The 15,038-nt window shown below is 48.7% G+C and carries 17 protein-coding genes and 1 tRNA gene; 7 read left to right on the forward strand and 11 right to left on the reverse strand.

Annotated elements, in window-relative coordinates:
* The coding region (locus tag AC3DOM_RS08210) for a hypothetical protein (RefSeq protein ID WP_487918557.1) at positions 1 to 189 on the forward strand (189 nt) is incomplete at its 5' end.
* Between the two features lie 157 nt (positions 190 to 346).
* Here AC3DOM_RS08210 and AC3DOM_RS08215 read toward each other — a convergent pair.
* The 3 genes from AC3DOM_RS08215 to AC3DOM_RS08225 all read right to left on the reverse strand — a co-directional run bounded on the left by AC3DOM_RS08215 (position 347) and on the right by AC3DOM_RS08225 (position 3,060).
* Complete coding sequence (locus AC3DOM_RS08215) at positions 347 to 739, reverse strand: stage V sporulation protein S (RefSeq protein WP_487918558.1); 393 nt, start codon at positions 737 to 739, stop codon at positions 347 to 349.
* Positions 740 to 1,305: 566 nt separating this feature from the next.
* Positions 1,306 to 2,322, reverse strand: coding sequence for a hypothetical protein (locus AC3DOM_RS08220; RefSeq protein WP_487918559.1), 1,017 nt, complete (start codon positions 2,320 to 2,322; stop codon positions 1,306 to 1,308).
* Between the two features lie 102 nt (positions 2,323 to 2,424).
* Entirely contained in the window at positions 2,425 to 3,060 is a 636-nt protein-coding gene (locus tag AC3DOM_RS08225; protein WP_487918560.1) for a deoxynucleoside kinase, read from the reverse strand.
* A gap of 434 nt (positions 3,061 to 3,494) precedes the next feature.
* Between AC3DOM_RS08225 and AC3DOM_RS08230 the strand changes: the two genes are divergently transcribed.
* The 5 genes from AC3DOM_RS08230 to thrS all read left to right on the forward strand — a co-directional run bounded on the left by AC3DOM_RS08230 (position 3,495) and on the right by thrS (position 8,915).
* Positions 3,495 to 3,926, forward strand: a complete 432-nt coding sequence (locus tag AC3DOM_RS08230; RefSeq protein WP_487918561.1) for a nuclear transport factor 2 family protein — start codon at positions 3,495 to 3,497, stop codon at positions 3,924 to 3,926.
* A gap of 3 nt (positions 3,927 to 3,929) precedes the next feature.
* A complete protein-coding gene (locus AC3DOM_RS08235) occupies positions 3,930 to 5,345 on the forward strand; it encodes a hypothetical protein (RefSeq protein ID WP_487918562.1) in 1,416 nt (471 codons plus the stop codon).
* Entirely contained in the window at positions 5,345 to 6,466 is a 1,122-nt protein-coding gene (locus tag AC3DOM_RS08240; protein ID WP_487918563.1) for a glycosyltransferase family 4 protein, read from the forward strand. The genes AC3DOM_RS08235 and AC3DOM_RS08240 overlap by 1 nt, the downstream gene beginning before the upstream one ends.
* Before the next feature lie 174 nt (positions 6,467 to 6,640).
* Positions 6,641 to 6,714, forward strand: a tRNA-Val gene (locus tag AC3DOM_RS08245).
* 383 nt (positions 6,715 to 7,097) lie between these two features.
* Positions 7,098 to 8,915 (forward strand): threonine--tRNA ligase, encoded by a 1,818-nt coding sequence (gene thrS, locus AC3DOM_RS08250; RefSeq protein WP_487918564.1) that lies wholly within the window; start codon positions 7,098 to 7,100, stop codon positions 8,913 to 8,915.
* An 84-nt stretch (positions 8,916 to 8,999) separates the two neighbouring features.
* Here the strand turns inward: thrS and AC3DOM_RS08255 are convergent, their stop codons facing one another.
* The gene (locus AC3DOM_RS08255; protein WP_487918565.1) at positions 9,000 to 9,662 is read right to left on the reverse strand and encodes a deoxynucleoside kinase; all 663 of its coding nucleotides are present in this window, start codon (positions 9,660 to 9,662) and stop codon (positions 9,000 to 9,002) included.
* Between the two features lie 30 nt (positions 9,663 to 9,692).
* Positions 9,693 to 10,415, reverse strand: coding sequence for a DsbA family protein (locus AC3DOM_RS08260; protein ID WP_487918566.1), 723 nt, complete (start codon positions 10,413 to 10,415; stop codon positions 9,693 to 9,695).
* An 85-nt stretch (positions 10,416 to 10,500) separates the two neighbouring features.
* Between AC3DOM_RS08260 and AC3DOM_RS08265 the strand changes: the two genes are divergently transcribed.
* Complete coding sequence (locus AC3DOM_RS08265; RefSeq protein ID WP_487918567.1) at positions 10,501 to 10,725, forward strand: hypothetical protein; 225 nt, start codon at positions 10,501 to 10,503, stop codon at positions 10,723 to 10,725.
* A 92-nt stretch (positions 10,726 to 10,817) separates the two neighbouring features.
* Here the strand turns inward: AC3DOM_RS08265 and AC3DOM_RS08270 are convergent, their stop codons facing one another.
* The 6 genes from AC3DOM_RS08270 to AC3DOM_RS08295 all read right to left on the reverse strand — a co-directional run.
* Complete coding sequence (locus tag AC3DOM_RS08270; protein ID WP_487918568.1) at positions 10,818 to 11,450, reverse strand: protein-methionine-sulfoxide reductase heme-binding subunit MsrQ; 633 nt, start codon at positions 11,448 to 11,450, stop codon at positions 10,818 to 10,820.
* Between the two features lie 18 nt (positions 11,451 to 11,468).
* Positions 11,469 to 12,434: a protein-methionine-sulfoxide reductase catalytic subunit MsrP gene (gene msrP, locus AC3DOM_RS08275; protein ID WP_487918569.1), complete on the reverse strand. Its 966-nt coding sequence runs from the start codon at positions 12,432 to 12,434 to the stop codon at positions 11,469 to 11,471.
* Between the two features lie 45 nt (positions 12,435 to 12,479).
* Complete coding sequence (locus AC3DOM_RS08280) at positions 12,480 to 12,812, reverse strand: redoxin domain-containing protein (RefSeq protein ID WP_487918573.1); 333 nt, start codon at positions 12,810 to 12,812, stop codon at positions 12,480 to 12,482.
* Positions 12,813 to 13,064 (reverse strand): hypothetical protein, encoded by a 252-nt coding sequence (locus AC3DOM_RS08285; protein ID WP_487918570.1) that lies wholly within the window; start codon positions 13,062 to 13,064, stop codon positions 12,813 to 12,815.
* A 31-nt stretch (positions 13,065 to 13,095) separates the two neighbouring features.
* On the reverse strand, positions 13,096 to 14,346 hold the full coding sequence (locus AC3DOM_RS08290; protein ID WP_487918571.1) for a sensor histidine kinase: 1,251 nt from the start codon (positions 14,344 to 14,346) through the stop codon (positions 13,096 to 13,098).
* On the reverse strand, positions 14,343 to 15,038 hold a 696-nt coding region (locus tag AC3DOM_RS08295), incomplete at its 5' end, for a response regulator transcription factor (RefSeq protein WP_487918572.1). The genes AC3DOM_RS08290 and AC3DOM_RS08295, both read right to left, overlap by 4 nt.

A 15,038-nucleotide genomic window follows, 5' to 3' on the forward strand; every position in this document is an offset into this window, starting at 1 on the left:
CCATTCTTTTCTTCACAAAGAGCAATATCGCAAATGCTGAATTTAACCAATTTGTCTAATAGCCTATTATATGACGGCGCTATTTTACTGGCAACTGCTCATGATAATCATCCTTATCCTAATATACAAGTTTCATTCCCCAAAAAACAATTGTCTTTTGTCATCAATAGAAAAGCGACTACCCGCTGAGACCATGCGGGATCCAATCGAGCTGGACGAACGGTGTTGCGCGAGGGGTACAGGCTTGCTAGTAGGTGGGTGTGCACATCTCTCACTGATAAAAAAGACAGGCAAAGAAAATCTCTCTACCTGCTTTATTTTTTTTATTTTGCCCCTCTTCCCGACGCTATGGAAAAGCGGCTGGGTCAGGTGATTCCGTTTCGGGAGTTTGTTCTAACTGGGCATCCTCGTCAGGCTCGGGAGATAAGTCCAGTTGGTCGAGCTCTTCCATCTCATCAGCAGATGGGGCAACTTCACGCCGTTCAACGACAAACCTGATCGCGGTGCGGACTTTATCCTCGATTTCCACATCCACAAATTCGGGCACACAGGCCACATCAATATTATCTCTTTCTTTGAGATAACTGACCGCCAGAACAAGGGCCTTGACTGATTGGTTGACCGCGCCCGCCCCTATCGCCTGTACCTCAGCACGGCCATGCTCTCGAAAGACTCCGGCTATTGCCCCTGCGACAGCAGATGTTCTAGAATTGGCTGATACTTTAATGATATCCATCATTGTTTACCTCCATGATGAGCCTAAAGGAAAGGATCAATGTAGTCCCTTCTCAAATTGTACAAAATTTTCCTTCGAGTTACAAGTTCGAATTAAGGGGTATTTAGCAAATTTCTCAGAATATGCTTATGGGGGCTGGCTTTGTGGAAAGGATAACTTTATCCATATTTATTAATTTGTATATTAATTAGTCGTCTTAGTAGGGGGTGTGGATGGTGGGGATAGGGTCTGTATTTTGCTGAGAACCCCCTAGAGGTGCTGGTCGGGTTCCTCCCCATAGACAAATACAGTGAATGCAGGAAGCAGGTTTTAAGGGATAGTTTTGGGGACAAAAAAAGGACAATTTAATTTCAGTTCCACAAAACTTCCCAAAAATCCATATTTTCGGGAGCTATCAAATTGCCCCCTGTATATGGGGGATGACTTTTGCATCTATTTAGCGATTTATAGAAAAAATGAGCGATTTGTCCACAACCAAGGTAGGTTATCCACAGATTTAAAGGAGTTATCCACAGTACTGGGGTACCAAAACAAATGTGTTTTTTATCACACCCCCAGATGTGGACAGGCTAAATAATTTCTGAAAGCTCAAATCCATGCGCTTGAAGCATTTTTTCAAGCATCTCCTCGATATTATCGAGATACTGATCCAGCCCTTCGAGGCGACTTTCAAAGTGCTCCCCGCCAATTTTCAAAAGTTCGCAGATCCTCTGCCATGCTGGAAACTGATTTTCGACCAGGGCGCTTGCGGACAAGGTCCAGGTCTGGAGGAAGGGCCAAAGGGCTGCGAGTGGGTTTTCACCGCTGAGGATCGCTTCGATGGCTTTTTCATAATAGGCCAGACGGGCCAGATGGATGCGGGAATCGATATCAGCTGTCTTGGCAGCAAAGGTGAAAGAATTATTCCATGCGGGCAGCAACTCTGCCAGGATTGCCGGGGTGATCTCGGTTCCGCCGAGCAAGCCCAAAAGCCCCGTGCTGAATTCGGGACGCTCAATCGCCTCGGCACGCGCGGGAAAATCAAGGAGCAGACGCCGTTCGGCAAGCGGAGGCCCATTCAACTCCGCGATGGCATTTGCCGCATGCTGGAGCGCATCCAAATAGTTGATGATCTCTTTTGGGCCGGGGTCCGAGGTCTTGAGCTGCAGGTCCAGCCAGATTTTGCGGGCGTGATTGAGTAATTTATAAGAGCGTTTGAGAATATTTTTAGGCTCGTCAAAGCCTCCCCGCAGACTGGCCTGGGCGAATTCAAAAAAGTGCTTGGTTTCATAGAGGAGCATGGGGTCGTAGAGTTCATGGCCCAGCCAGGGGTTGTTGCGAAGTTCACGAGGAGGGTCGTAGTCTTTTTGGTCGCGATGCAGGATATCGAGGTGAATATCAGGGCTAAGGGCTTTTATCTCGCGTGGATGCTCGGGAGTTCTATCATGGACGAAGACAAGATCAATATCGGTTGTACCGCCAAGCAGCGGGTCATCTTGCAGAACGGAACCGCTCAAATACGCAGCGAGAATGCTTTTATCGTTATAGGCACGTTCCTGTGTATTTTCTTTGGCAAGGCGAATGAGTAATTCACGCGTGATGCGCATAAAAATCCTTTATTCTATATCCGTTCACCACGAAGGCACGAAGATCAGAAAGAAAAAGCAAAACCTTCCATAGCGCTCTTGGTGTTCTTTGTTTTCATTTTATTATTTGTCAAGCAACTCTGGTTGCAGAGGGGTTTCTTTTAGGGCTTTTTCGATTCTAGCCTTAATAAATTTCAGATCGTCTGGAGAACGAACAAAATCGAGATCGTCTGTGTCTATTGTCAGCACAGGCGTATTATTATAAGGCTTTGAAAAAAACTCTGCGTAGGTTCGCCCAAGGTCAGCGATATAGCCGCTGTCCATATCGCGCTCGTAGGGGCGATCACGCATTGCTATTCTTTCCATTAAGGTCTGATTTTCTGCCCGTAAGAAGACAAGCAGATCGGGGTGGCGGATTTTCTCTGCCAGGGCCTCGTGGACACGCCCATACATTTCCAGCTCATCTCCGTCGAGGTTGATGCTGGCGAACAGGGAGTCTTTGGCAAAGGTATAATCAGAGAGCAAGTTCTCATTTTTTGCTAAAAGCTCCGGGACATTCCGCCGTTGTTGATGATAACGGCTGAGCAAAAAGAACATCTGCGTCTGAAAGGCGTAGCGGTCGCGGTCACCATAAAAATCTGAGAGAAAGGGATTTTCTTCAAAGATTTCCAGCAAAACTTCAGCGTCAAAAGTAGGTTGGAGCAGGCGAGCGAGCGTGGTTTTCCCCACACCGATCACCCCTTCTATAGCGATATACATGCGGCTCTCCGTGCAAATCAGGATAATCAAGGATACCATAATATTTCAGACGGAAGGCATTTTTTAAAGTGCATTGCTGGGGCAAACGCATCAAAATTGAAAATTCTATAAACCTCTGAGATAGTTACAATTTTGGTCGTCGGTGCAGGATAAATCCTTGCCTCAAGACTTGGGAAGTCGGATAAACCCGACTCTGTTTAGCCCGTTGGGCTTTCATGCGTCAAGGCTGTGTAAGGCTCTTTAGACGAGTATAATATTCTAATGCGAGGCACGTGCTAATTAACCTTGGGTTTAAAATAGAGAAATGATATATCTGTAGCGCTTACCCCTCATCCTGACTTTCTCTATATAGAAGCAGGGGTTAAGCTTTTATTCCTGTAATTCGATTCATTCGTGCTATTCGTGTTATTTTTTGTGATTATGAGGAGGCTCCCATGCCCCAGGATCAGGAAATCCATCAGTTCCTTTTACATCACCTCGATACAATAATGCAAAACGATATAGCCGCGTATAACGCAAGCTGCACCGAAGATCTGACTCTCTACGAATGGTGGGTCACGCCCCAGCGGATTGACGGATTGCCCTTCCACGAATTTATGATGAAAGCCAACGAGAAGCGCGGCACAGTTTTTGGCGCAGAAGGTGACCCCGCCCCCGTCCGATTTGATCTGGCGAATCTCAACATCCAGCGTTATGGGAATACCGCCGTTGCCAGTTATACTTTGATGATCAGTACCGCCCTCCCGGATGGGGTCAAAGTCGCCTCGCATAACGAGAGCCGGGTGATCGTAAAAATTGATGACGATTGGAAAGTTGTCCATGTGCATAAATCACCAGCCTGGCAGGCGCCGCATATCCCAGCATAAAAAATGAAACTTTCTAGCAAAGAATTCCTCTGGTTGAGCATCCCCCTCTTTATCTTGCTCACTCTCTCCTTTTTGCTGCCGGTCAGACCCAATGACTATTGGTGGTATCTGCGTTTGGGGAGCGAAATTGCGTCCACACACACCGTCCCAATTATCGAGACCTTTTCCCAAACCCAGGCGGGCCAACCGATGGTCTATCACTCCTGGTTCTCTGCCCTGCTCTTCTTTTGGATTTACAAATTTGGTGGGATCTCCCTGACCGTTTTCCTGCGCGGCCTCCTTCTTTCCCTGACCTATACCCTTCTCTGGAAAGTGATGCGTGCTCGTGACGCAACCCCTCAACTCGCCAGCCTGGTTAGCTTTTTTGCAATTCTCGCAGGGAGTGTCAATTGGGCGGTGAGACCACAGCTCTTTGCTTATCCACTTTTTGCGATTTCTTTATGGATTCTTATTAAATGGGATCGAGAAGATGGCGACTCGCGTGTTTTGGGCTGGCTTCCCTTTGTCAGCCTTCTCTGGGTGAACCTGCACGGTTCATTTGTTTTGCTCTTTTTGCTCGGCGGCGCAGCATTTCTCTTTGGCAAAGGTGAGCGCAAAGCCCTGTTTATCGCTCTCGTTGGGGTCTTTATAGCAACGCTCATCAATCCGCGCGGGATCTATGTTTGGGAATATGTCGTCGATTCTCTCAGCGTCATTTCCAATCAGGCCTTTAGCCGCGAGTGGATGCCCCCCGTCAATGAGGGCTGGCAGATGAATCTCTTCTTTGGGTGGGTTCTCTTTTTTATGGCGGTGGCAGGCCTTTCGTCACGTAAGCTCTCCCGCCTGGACTGGGTCTGGATCCTGGGGTTCGGCTGGCTGGCATTTTCCGGACTCCGCTATGGGATCTGGTTCCTCTTTATCCTCTCGATCCTCACCGCTGACCTGCTTGCTGATTGGGGAAAAACACGCATAAGACAGGGCATCCCGGCAATGGATATTGCCATTGGCGCGATCATCCTGCTCTTTCCGCTTGCGCTGCTGCCCGGCCTGCGGGAGTTTTGGTGGGCAGAGGCGCCGCCCGCTCTTTCAGCAGACACTCCAGTGGAAGCAACACAGTGGTTAAAAGCACATCCTGAACTGCCAGGCCCCCTCTGGGCAGACTTGGCTTTTTCGAGCTATCTCGTTTATACTCTACCCGAGCGTCCGATCTGGATCGATACCCGTTTTGAAGTTTATCCACCCGAGCATTGGGAGCGGTATCAGGCAATTAGTTCCGCAACCTGGAAATGGGAGACTCTTCTTGAAGAAGAAGGAAGCAATTTACTGATGCTTTCAAAAACAGAACAGGCTGATTTGATCCCTGCTCTTGGCGCTTCATCAAATTGGGATGAGATCTACTCCGACGAAACCAGCCTGATCTTTATCCGGAACGAGAAATAATGCCAAAATTCTCCGGTCACCTTGCAATTCAACAGCGTGTTCTGCCCATTTATCGCGGGCCATTTTTTGACGCGCTTGGCGCATCTTGCACAGGTGGGCTGAGTTTATTCGCAGGTGATCCTCGGCCGATCGAATCCATTTCTGTAGCCGAAAGCCTGAATGCTGCTCAATATACCCACACAAAAAACCGACATATGTTCTCCGGATCTTTCTATGCTTGCTATCAGGAAAATCTGGTCAAATGGCTGGATGATACGAATCCGGATGCGCTGATCCTTGAAGCGAACCCCCGTTATTTGGCGTCACCTGCTGCCATTAAATGGATGCGCGAACGAGGCCGTCCCGTCATCGGATGGGGATTGGGCGCACCGATCCAAACCGGACTTGGGGCTGGCCTCCGTCAAAAGAACTGGATGCGCTTCCTCAATCGGTTCGATGCCCTCATCGCCTACAGTCAGCGTGGTGCCGCAGAATATGCAGCCCTCGGCATTCCCGAAAACAAGATTTTTATTGCACACAATGCTGTTAGTCCGCGGCCAGAGGGGGAGATGCTCGAACGACCTCTTTTTAAAGCAAATGAACCCCTCGTTATCCTTTTTGTCGGGAGATTACAGGCGCGTAAACGAGTTGATAGCCTTATCCGGGCCTTTGCATCCATCCCAAAAGAGCTTATGCTGCGCATCTGGATCGTTGGTGATGGCCCGGAGCGGGCTTCATTGGAGGCTTTGGCTTCTAAACTGATTTCAGAGGATGTCCCGGAAATTCGCTTTTTGGGTGAACGGTATGGTCCCGAACTGAATCAGATCTGGGGAGAATCAGATTTATTCGTCCTGCCCGGAACTGGCGGTTTGGCCGTTCAGGAAGCGATGTCATATGCCTTACCGGTGATCGTTGCCGAAGGAGATGGCACCCAGGACGATCTCATCCGCCGGGAAAACGGCTGGCAGATCCCGCCCAATGATCTGGATGCGTTGATCGCTACTCTAAAAGAGGCCACCGCAGATATTGTTCGCCTACGCGAGATGGGGGCAGCATCCTGGCGGATCGTTTCCGAAGAGATCAATGTGGAAAAGATGGTGGATGTTTTTGTGGAAGCCTTGGGGAAAGTTGGAAAAGGTTAATATACGCTTTTGACAAAAGGTGTAAAGAAAGCTTATTAGATTTCTTTCTATTTTACTGTGTAGCTCGATAATGGAGGCGCGTTTTTCTCTCCGGCAGTTATTGATATTAATTGTTGAAACCCGCAATTACTGTTGCAAAATAATCAGTCCCTCGTTATAATACGGGCTCAATTCGGGCGGTTAGCTCAGCTGGTTAGAGCGTTGCGTTGACATCGCAAAGGTCGTTGGTTCGAGTCCAATATCGCCCACCTGGTCTATTTTAGTGACCATGAGTTAGTATATAAATTACGCATTGACCGGGACGAGTACGTGGTCCACGAAGCTGACAGAGAGAGCAAGCCAAGGTTTGAGAGCCTGCTCCAGCATCCCCCCACCGAAAACCCCCCGCGAGCGTTGAACAGAAAAGTTGCCAGTTAGGAGTTATCAGTAAAGACAATACTGATCACGGAAAACTGATTACTGATAACTTAGTAAGTAAAACGGGTAGCTCCGTTAGCAGCCCAAAAGAGATGTCCTTCGACTGTGTGCTTGAAAAAGCCAGGCACTCCGCTCAGGATAAATCTGGGTGGAACCGTGAGATCGCTCTCGCCCCAGTATTGGGCGAGAGTTTTTTATTAATAAGGAGTTAGCAATGGCCGAAGCAAAACAAGAAAGATACGAAGATAGCGAACTATACCGCATCCGACACTCGGCGGCGCATGTCATGGCGCAGGCTGTGATCGAAGCATTTCCCGAAGCAAAATACACCATCGGCCCGCCTGTGGAGAACGGCTTTTACTACGATTTTGATCTGCCACGGACGCTAACGCCGGAAGACCTGAAGAAAATTCAGAAAAGAATGCGCAAGATCCTGAACGGTCAGCATGAGTTCGTTAAGAAAGTCCTTTCTGCGGATGAAGCACGTCAGATCTTCAAAGACCAGCCCTATAAGCTGGAGTTGATCGAAGGCCTCGAAGAAGGTGGTTTTGATGAGTATGGAAATCCCCTCGATGAGAAACCGGATATCTCAATCTATTCTCACGACTCCTTTGTTGATCTTTGCCGTGGCCCGCATGTTGAGAGCACCAGCCAGATCAATCCCAAAGCCGTCAAATTGATGTCGGTTGCGGGCGCCTATTGGCGCGGGGATGAAAATAATAAACAATTACAGCGTGTCTATGGCACGGCCTGGAATTCCAAGGAAGAATTGGATGCCTATCTCTGGCAACTGGAAGAAGCCAAAAAACGGGACCATCGTAAACTGGGTAAAGAATTGGATATCTACACCTTTGACGACGAGGTTGGTCCCGGCCTGCCTCTCTGGTTGCCAAATGGCGCAACGATCATCGAAGAACTTGAACAGCTCGCAAAGAATATAGAACGCGAAGCAGGCTACCAGCAAGTCCGTACCCCGCATCTGACGAAGGAAGATCTCTTCATTCGCAGTGGACATTTGCCATATTATGCTGAGAGCATGTATCCGCCCATGGAGATGGAGGGTGTGCGCTACTTCATCAAGCCGATGAATTGCCCCATGCACCATAAGATCTTCGCAGCCCGTCAACGCAGTTATCGCGATCTGCCGATCCGGTTGGCTGAATATGGCACCTGCTACCGTTATGAAAAAAGTGGGGAGCTCTTTGGGCTGATGCGCGTCCGCTCGATGCAAATGAACGATGCCCATATTTATTGCTCCGAAGAACAATTCGAAGAAGAGTTCATGGCGGTGATCGGTCTCTATATGAAGTATTTTGAAATCTTCAATATTGATAAATATGTGATGCGTTTCAGTACGCATGCCAAAGAAGGCCTCGGCAAAAAATATATTGATAATGAGCGCCTCTGGTTGAAGACCGAAGATATGGTCCGCCAGGCGATGGAGAATGGCGGTGTCCGCTATGTTGAAGTTGCCGATGAAGCTGCTTTCTATGGCCCAAAGATCGATGTACAGGTTTGGAGTGCGATCGGGAAGGAATTTACCCTTGCCACGAACCAGGTCGACTTTGCCGTTCCCCCGAAATTTGACCTGAAATTTATCAATGCGCAGGGCGAAGAAGAAATCCCGCTCTGTATTCACCGCGCACCACTCAGCACACACGAGCGCATGATCGGCTTCCTTATCGAGCATTACGCGGGCGCATTTCCTGTTTGGCTCGCGCCGATCCAGGCCGTTATCATCCCGATCACAGATGACCATCTTGACTATGCCTTCGAGGTTGAGAAGAAGCTTAAGAAAGCCGGTATTCGTGCCGAGGTTAATGCCCGTAATGAGCGGATGAATGCAAAGATCCGCAACGCGCAAAAGCAGAAAATTCCCTATATGCTCGTCGTTGGGGATGCAGAAGTCGAGGCCGGTGCAGTTGCCCTGCGGATGCGAGACGGGGAAGATCGGGGCGCCTTCCCGGTCGATGATTTTGCCACCCTTGCTCTCAAAGTAATTGCGGAACGCTCACCTGCACTTGAGGCATAGCGGAGGGTGTAAATTAGGCTAATAAACAAGGTCCCGTTCCCTTCAAGGGAACGGGACCTTTACATTTTAGTGACCTACTGCGTATTAATCCGCCGCTCGGGCAACCTCATCTGCTGCGAAAATAACCTCTTCTTTTCCGGTCAGTTTATCGTCCACCTTAGCGGCGACCAATTCTAAATGTCCGGGGTGGGCCACAAAATCGAGATCATCGGCAGGAACTGTCAGAACGGGGCAAAGTGTAAATCCCGCGATCCATGATTCGTAAAGATCATTCAATCCTGCCAGATATTCAGGAGCGATGGTACGTTCATAATCGCGCCCCCGTGATTCGATTCTTCGTAATAAGGTTTCCGCAGAAGCACGCAGGTAAATTACCAGATCAGGCGGAGGCAGAAAACCGATCACGGTCTCATAGAGTTCGCAGTAGGTTTGGTAATCGCGTTTCTGAATATGACCCTGACGAAAGAGATTTTGGGCAAAAACCTCGGCGTCTTCGTAAACACTGCGATCCTGAATGACGGAGGTGGGGTGTTTTGCCAACTCGTCATGGCTGCGCAAACGGTGCGATAAAAAGAAAATTTGTGAATGAAAAGACCACGCAGGCATGTCGCTGTAAAAATCTGCCAGATAGGGATTCTCAGCAACTGGCTCGTAAAAAGGTTCCCAGTCTAATTTGGTGCAGAGCATCTCCACCAGTGTGGACTTCCCAACACCGATATTCCCTGCAACAGCGACAAATTTCTTCATATCCCTCCCCAGGGTTGTCGAATTGTTATTTTAGCTTCCGCCAGCCAATTCTAAATCAATAACCTGTTTGAAGGCACCAATCGGTTGCGCACCAACAAGGGCCAAACCGTTGATAAAGAAGGTTGGTGTACTTTGAATGCCCAACTGGGTTGCGAAGTCCATATCGTTCTGGATAAATTCCTGATAGCGATGTTCGCTCATGCAGGTATTGAAAGAATCCATATCCAGATTAAGGTCTTCTGCATATTGAATATAGGCATCATCTGACAGGCCATATTCATAGCTGAAGAGTTTGTCGTGATAAGGCCAATAGGCATCCTGTTCGCTTGCGCACATGGCTGCTTCAGCTGCCGGAAAGGCTCTGAAGGGAACATTGCGATAAACGAAACGGATCTTGCCCGGGTAGGCGGCCATCAGATCTTCGTAGGTCTCGTTATGCCATTTTGCACAGAAAGAGCATCCGAAATCACTGAATTCGATCAGGGTAATTTCTGCGTCTTCTGGCCCGACACTGAAAAAGCCTTCGGTCGGGATCTCATAGCGGGTAGGGGGAGCCTGGTTTTCGACGGCGGCGACCTGTCCTTGTTGCGGTACGGCGATTGCAGCGGAAGCAGTGGGATTTGCACCCCATATAAAATAGCCAGTCAGGATGCCGACTGAGAATGCTACAATAACCATAACAGTATAAAACTGATCGCGTTTAAAGGAGATCATTCTTTCTTTTTTGGGAGTGGGTGTGATTTCTTCATTCATGCGGCGGATTATATCACGACTGGGTTTGTCTTCTTTCTGGCGCACCTTTTGCTGAAATCACGCGTATATCTTCCTGGAGGATACTATGACAGATAAAAAAAGAAAAGTTTTCTGGCTCTTTTGGCCTTTTGTGGCCCTTTGGCGCTTGATAGCCGGGATCGTTGAATTAACAGGACGCCTGGTTGCCGTTATCCTGGGCCTGGTGCTGATGATCGTCGGCGTAGTTGTCAGTCTGACGGTAGTTGGTGCAGTTATCGGGATCCCGCTCGCGGGTGTCGGGTTCTTGTTGATGTTACGCGGGCTGTTTTAGCGATAAAAAACTCCCAGCGTGTTTTTGCTGGGAGTTTCATCTAGAAAATATTAGATCGCGCAGGGCAAGCCTTGAGTTAGATGCCGCATTCGTCAGGTTGCTCGGGAAAATCGGACTCCTTTCAGGAGTGATCCTGCCCATTTTTTGACTGGCTTTACCCGGAGAGTCAATAAGATGAGTAGGATACCGGCATAAATCCAGGGTTGAATTACCCCTTGTTTGACCAGCCAAATATAGTGAGTAACAGCTAACGCTCCGGCAAGATACACCAGCCGGTGCAGTTTTTTCCAGTTCTTTTTCAAGCGACGCTGCCATCCCAATGTGGATGTGATTGCCAATGTAAGCAAAATCAATCCCGTGGTCAAACCGACGATGGCGTAGCGTTTTTCTAGCAGGGCATCCTGGATCAGTGCGAAGTTGAAGAAATAATCTACTCCGATGAAAATGGAAAAGTGGATGCTGGCATAAAGGAAGCTATACAATCCCAATGGGCGGCGTAGCTTGAGAACCTGCTTATATTTGAAGAGTATGTTGATCGGTGTACAGGCCAGCGATAGCAGCAATAAGGTCAGTGCAGTTTTCCCAGTCCGGAGGGTAAACTCGCGAATGGGATCAGGACCGAAATTATTGGTGAAGATATCCCAGATCATCCATAAAAGCGGGATAAGCGCACCCACATGGGCAGCGATTTGCAGGGGGGTAAACTTCCACGTATTTTTTTTCATAGTTCTGTCCCGCCCCAATTAAAAGTTTATTGCCAAATCCATGCCTGCGTAGAGATGGGCAACTTCTTCTTCATAGCCGTTGAACATGATAGTTTCAGTGCGGCCAAATTCGCCAATCCGTCGCTCACTGGCTTGTGACCAGCGTGGGTGATTAACATTGGGGTTGACGTTGGCATTGAAGCCATATTCATTGGGAGCAGCCGCCATCCACAGGGATCTGGGCATCTCATCGACGAGATCGATCTTAACAATGGATTTGATGCTCTTGAAGCCGTATTTCCAGGGAATCACCATGCGGATAGGTGCGCCATTTTGGGGCAAAAGGTCTTTGCCGTATAACCCTGTTGCCAGGATTGCCAGATCGTTCATGGCTTCATCCACACGCAGGCCTTCAACATATGGCCATTGATAAAAGGGATTTTTCTTGAAGCCCGGCATTCCCTCTGGATCGTAAATCGTCTCAAAGCGCACATATTTGGCTTCCGCTTTCGGTTCGACCTCGGCCAGCAACTTGCTGAGGGGGAATCCCATCCAGGGGATGACCATTGACCAGGCTTCCACGCAGCGCAGACGATAAATTCGTTCTTCGATCTCAAACTTGCGAAAATCGTCAAGCGAATATGTTTTTGGGTTGTTTACCAATCCGCCAACTTTTACCTCCCAGGGAGATGTTGGGTAGCCTTCGGCCAGGACGGCCACGCGCTCTTTATCCGTTGTAAACTCGTAGTAATTATTGTAATTTGTGATGTCTTCATATGAATTTAAAGGTTTCCCAAGTTCGTCTGTGTTGGCTGAAGCCGATGGGGAAATTCCTGATGAATCTTCAGCAGATGGGTTTACTACAGTAGATGCCTCATCTTGCGGAGTGCCACAAGCTGCCAATAGTGCAGCGCCTGCGGTCATGATTCCCATCGTCTTGAGGAAATCTCGACGAGAGAGATAGTCGCTATAGGATGTGATTTCAGATGATTTTATTTTCTTCATTATTTTCTCCTAGAATTGTGTTTTATTATACAAGTTTTTTGCTTATTATTTTGGATATTTTTCTGCCAACAGGGCCAGAATTGCTGATTCTGTTTCCTCGTATGCGCCTTCGCCAATATGGGTATAGCGGATGTTGCCCCATTTGTCGATCAGGTAAAGTGTCGGCCAATAGCGATTGCGATAAGCTCGCCAGGTTTCACCATCGTTGTCCTGGGCCACAGGATAAGGTACATCCAGGTCAATGATGGCGGCTTTCAGATTGTCCAGATCATGTTCATAGCTAAATTCAGGAAAATGGTTTCCGATGACGACCAGACCCTGATCTTTATATGTATGATGCCATTCCCTCAACGAGGGAATTACTCTTTTGCAATTTATTCAACTGAAGGTCCACATTTCTAATAAGACGACGCTCCCACGTAGATCTGCGAATCGGAGAGGCGTATCAGTGTTTAGCCAGACCTCGTTTGTCAATTCTGGAGCAGGTCCATAAAAATTCGAAACGATCTCAGGATCAGATTGAGGTCCCGGATCAGACTGTGCTTCAGGTTCGATTTTCGATTCCGGTTGCGCCTGACTGCTGCATGCCACCAGTGGAAGAACCAGTAAAAGAATAAGCCAATATTTCATAAAATTTCTCCGAATAATAAGGTAAAAAACATTAACCAACTTCATGTCCTGGTAAAGTAAACTGGAATTGCGCCCCTTCGCCAGCTTTGCTCTGAACAGAAATCTCGCCACCATGGGCTTCGACCAACCCTTTGACAATGGCCAGACCCAAACCAACACTGCTGCTTTCATCATCGTCGCGCATCCGACTCTTTTCGCCACGATAAAAATGGTCGAAGATAAAGGGCAGATCATTTGGTGCGATCCCACTGCCAGAATCTTTTACTGTGACAAGTGTGGCATTCTCTTCAGCCTTTGCACTCAGGTGGATTACTCCATCTTGCGGGGTGTAGCGTAAGGCATTACTGAGCAAATTATCCAAAATGCGGCTGAGCTTTTCAGGGGTAGCCCAAACAAGATCAACCTGGGGATCAACAGTCCCTTCCAGCGTGACATCCTGCGCATCTGCACGGGCTGCGAAGCTTTCCAGGGTATCCGAAATTAAGTCAGAGAGGCTGACCCACTCAAAGTCGAGGTCCTGGAATCCTGCATCCAGTTGAGCCAACTCAAATAGATCGTCGAGCAATTTGCTCATCCGGGTGATCTCGTTCTGGCTTTGGCGCAGATAGCGGGATATTGTTTCCGGATCGTCGACAACACCATCCACCAATGCGGCGATCATCACACGCAGCGAGGTCAGAGGCGTGCGTAAATCGTGGGAGGCCCAGGCTACCAGGTTGCGGCGCGTTTCATCGAGCGCACGTTCGTTTTCAGCGGCCTGTTCCAGACGAGCAGACATCTCGTTAAAAGCTCTGGATAATTGAGCGATCTCGTCATTTCCGTTTACGTCAACACGTGTTGAAAATTCGCCCAGGCTGAGTTGGTTGGCACCTGCGACCAGATTGCCTAATGCCTGCGTAATCGTATTTGAAATGAAAAAGCCAAAAACCACAGAAATGCCGCCAGCGAAGAGAAGCAGGAGACTTGCCAGGGCCAGGTCGTGCTGATTGATAAACATGAGACGGGCAGTCACCCAGACGTTGAAAAGGGTTAAACCGCCAGCCAGGATATAACCGAGAATAAGCGCGTAACTCAGGCGGGGAAGCCGCCGCCACCAACCCAGACGATGAAAGAGAAATCCGATCACAGCTGAAATCAGACTGGTAAAGCTTAGATAGAGCGCCAGATAAAGCAAATCCCCGGGTGGGGGGTGCATGATCAATTGGATCAACGCCACTGTCAACAGCAGGACTGTCAGTATGCCAAGGAGATAGTTGATCAGACGAGAATACCGTTTATTCATCGCTTATCCATAAATTTATAACCCACACCCCAGACCGTATGAATATATTCAGGCTGGCCGGGATCGGCTTCGATTTTTTCCCTCAAGCGTCGAATATGAACTGTAACAGTGGATGGATCGGTGTATAGTTCGTCGCCCCAAACATTCGCCAGCAATTGGGACCGTGAAAAAACTTGCTGAGGGGATTGCGCGAAATACCAGAGCAGATCAAATTCCTTTGCGGTCAGGGAGATACTCTGGCCCTCGACTTCGACATTCCGTGTGATCGGGTTGATATTCAGGCGTCCAAAATCGATCGGTTCCTGAGATGTTGATTTTGCTGTACGGCCTGTTCGGCGGAGGACCGCCCGCACGCGGGAAACCACCTCCTGCGGATCAAAGGGTTTGGTGATGTAATCGTCCGCGCCCAAGTCGAGGCCACGGATGCGGTCGCTGGCCTCACCTTTGGCTGTCAGCATGATAATGGGAATCTCACGATCCTGACGTAAATGCTGGGTAAGGGTCAACCCGTCAATGCCGGGGAGCATCAAATCAAGTACGATCAGGCTGGGGGGAGCCTCCCGGGTAATGTCGAGGGCTTCGTAACCATCGGCAGCTTCCTTAACAATAAAGCCTTCCCGTTCAAGGTAACGGCGTACAACTTCGCGAATGGTCTCTTCGTCATCAACAACTAGTATGTAAGAATTTTCAGT

It is taken from the genome of Candidatus Desulfolinea nitratireducens (genome assembly GCF_982879505.1).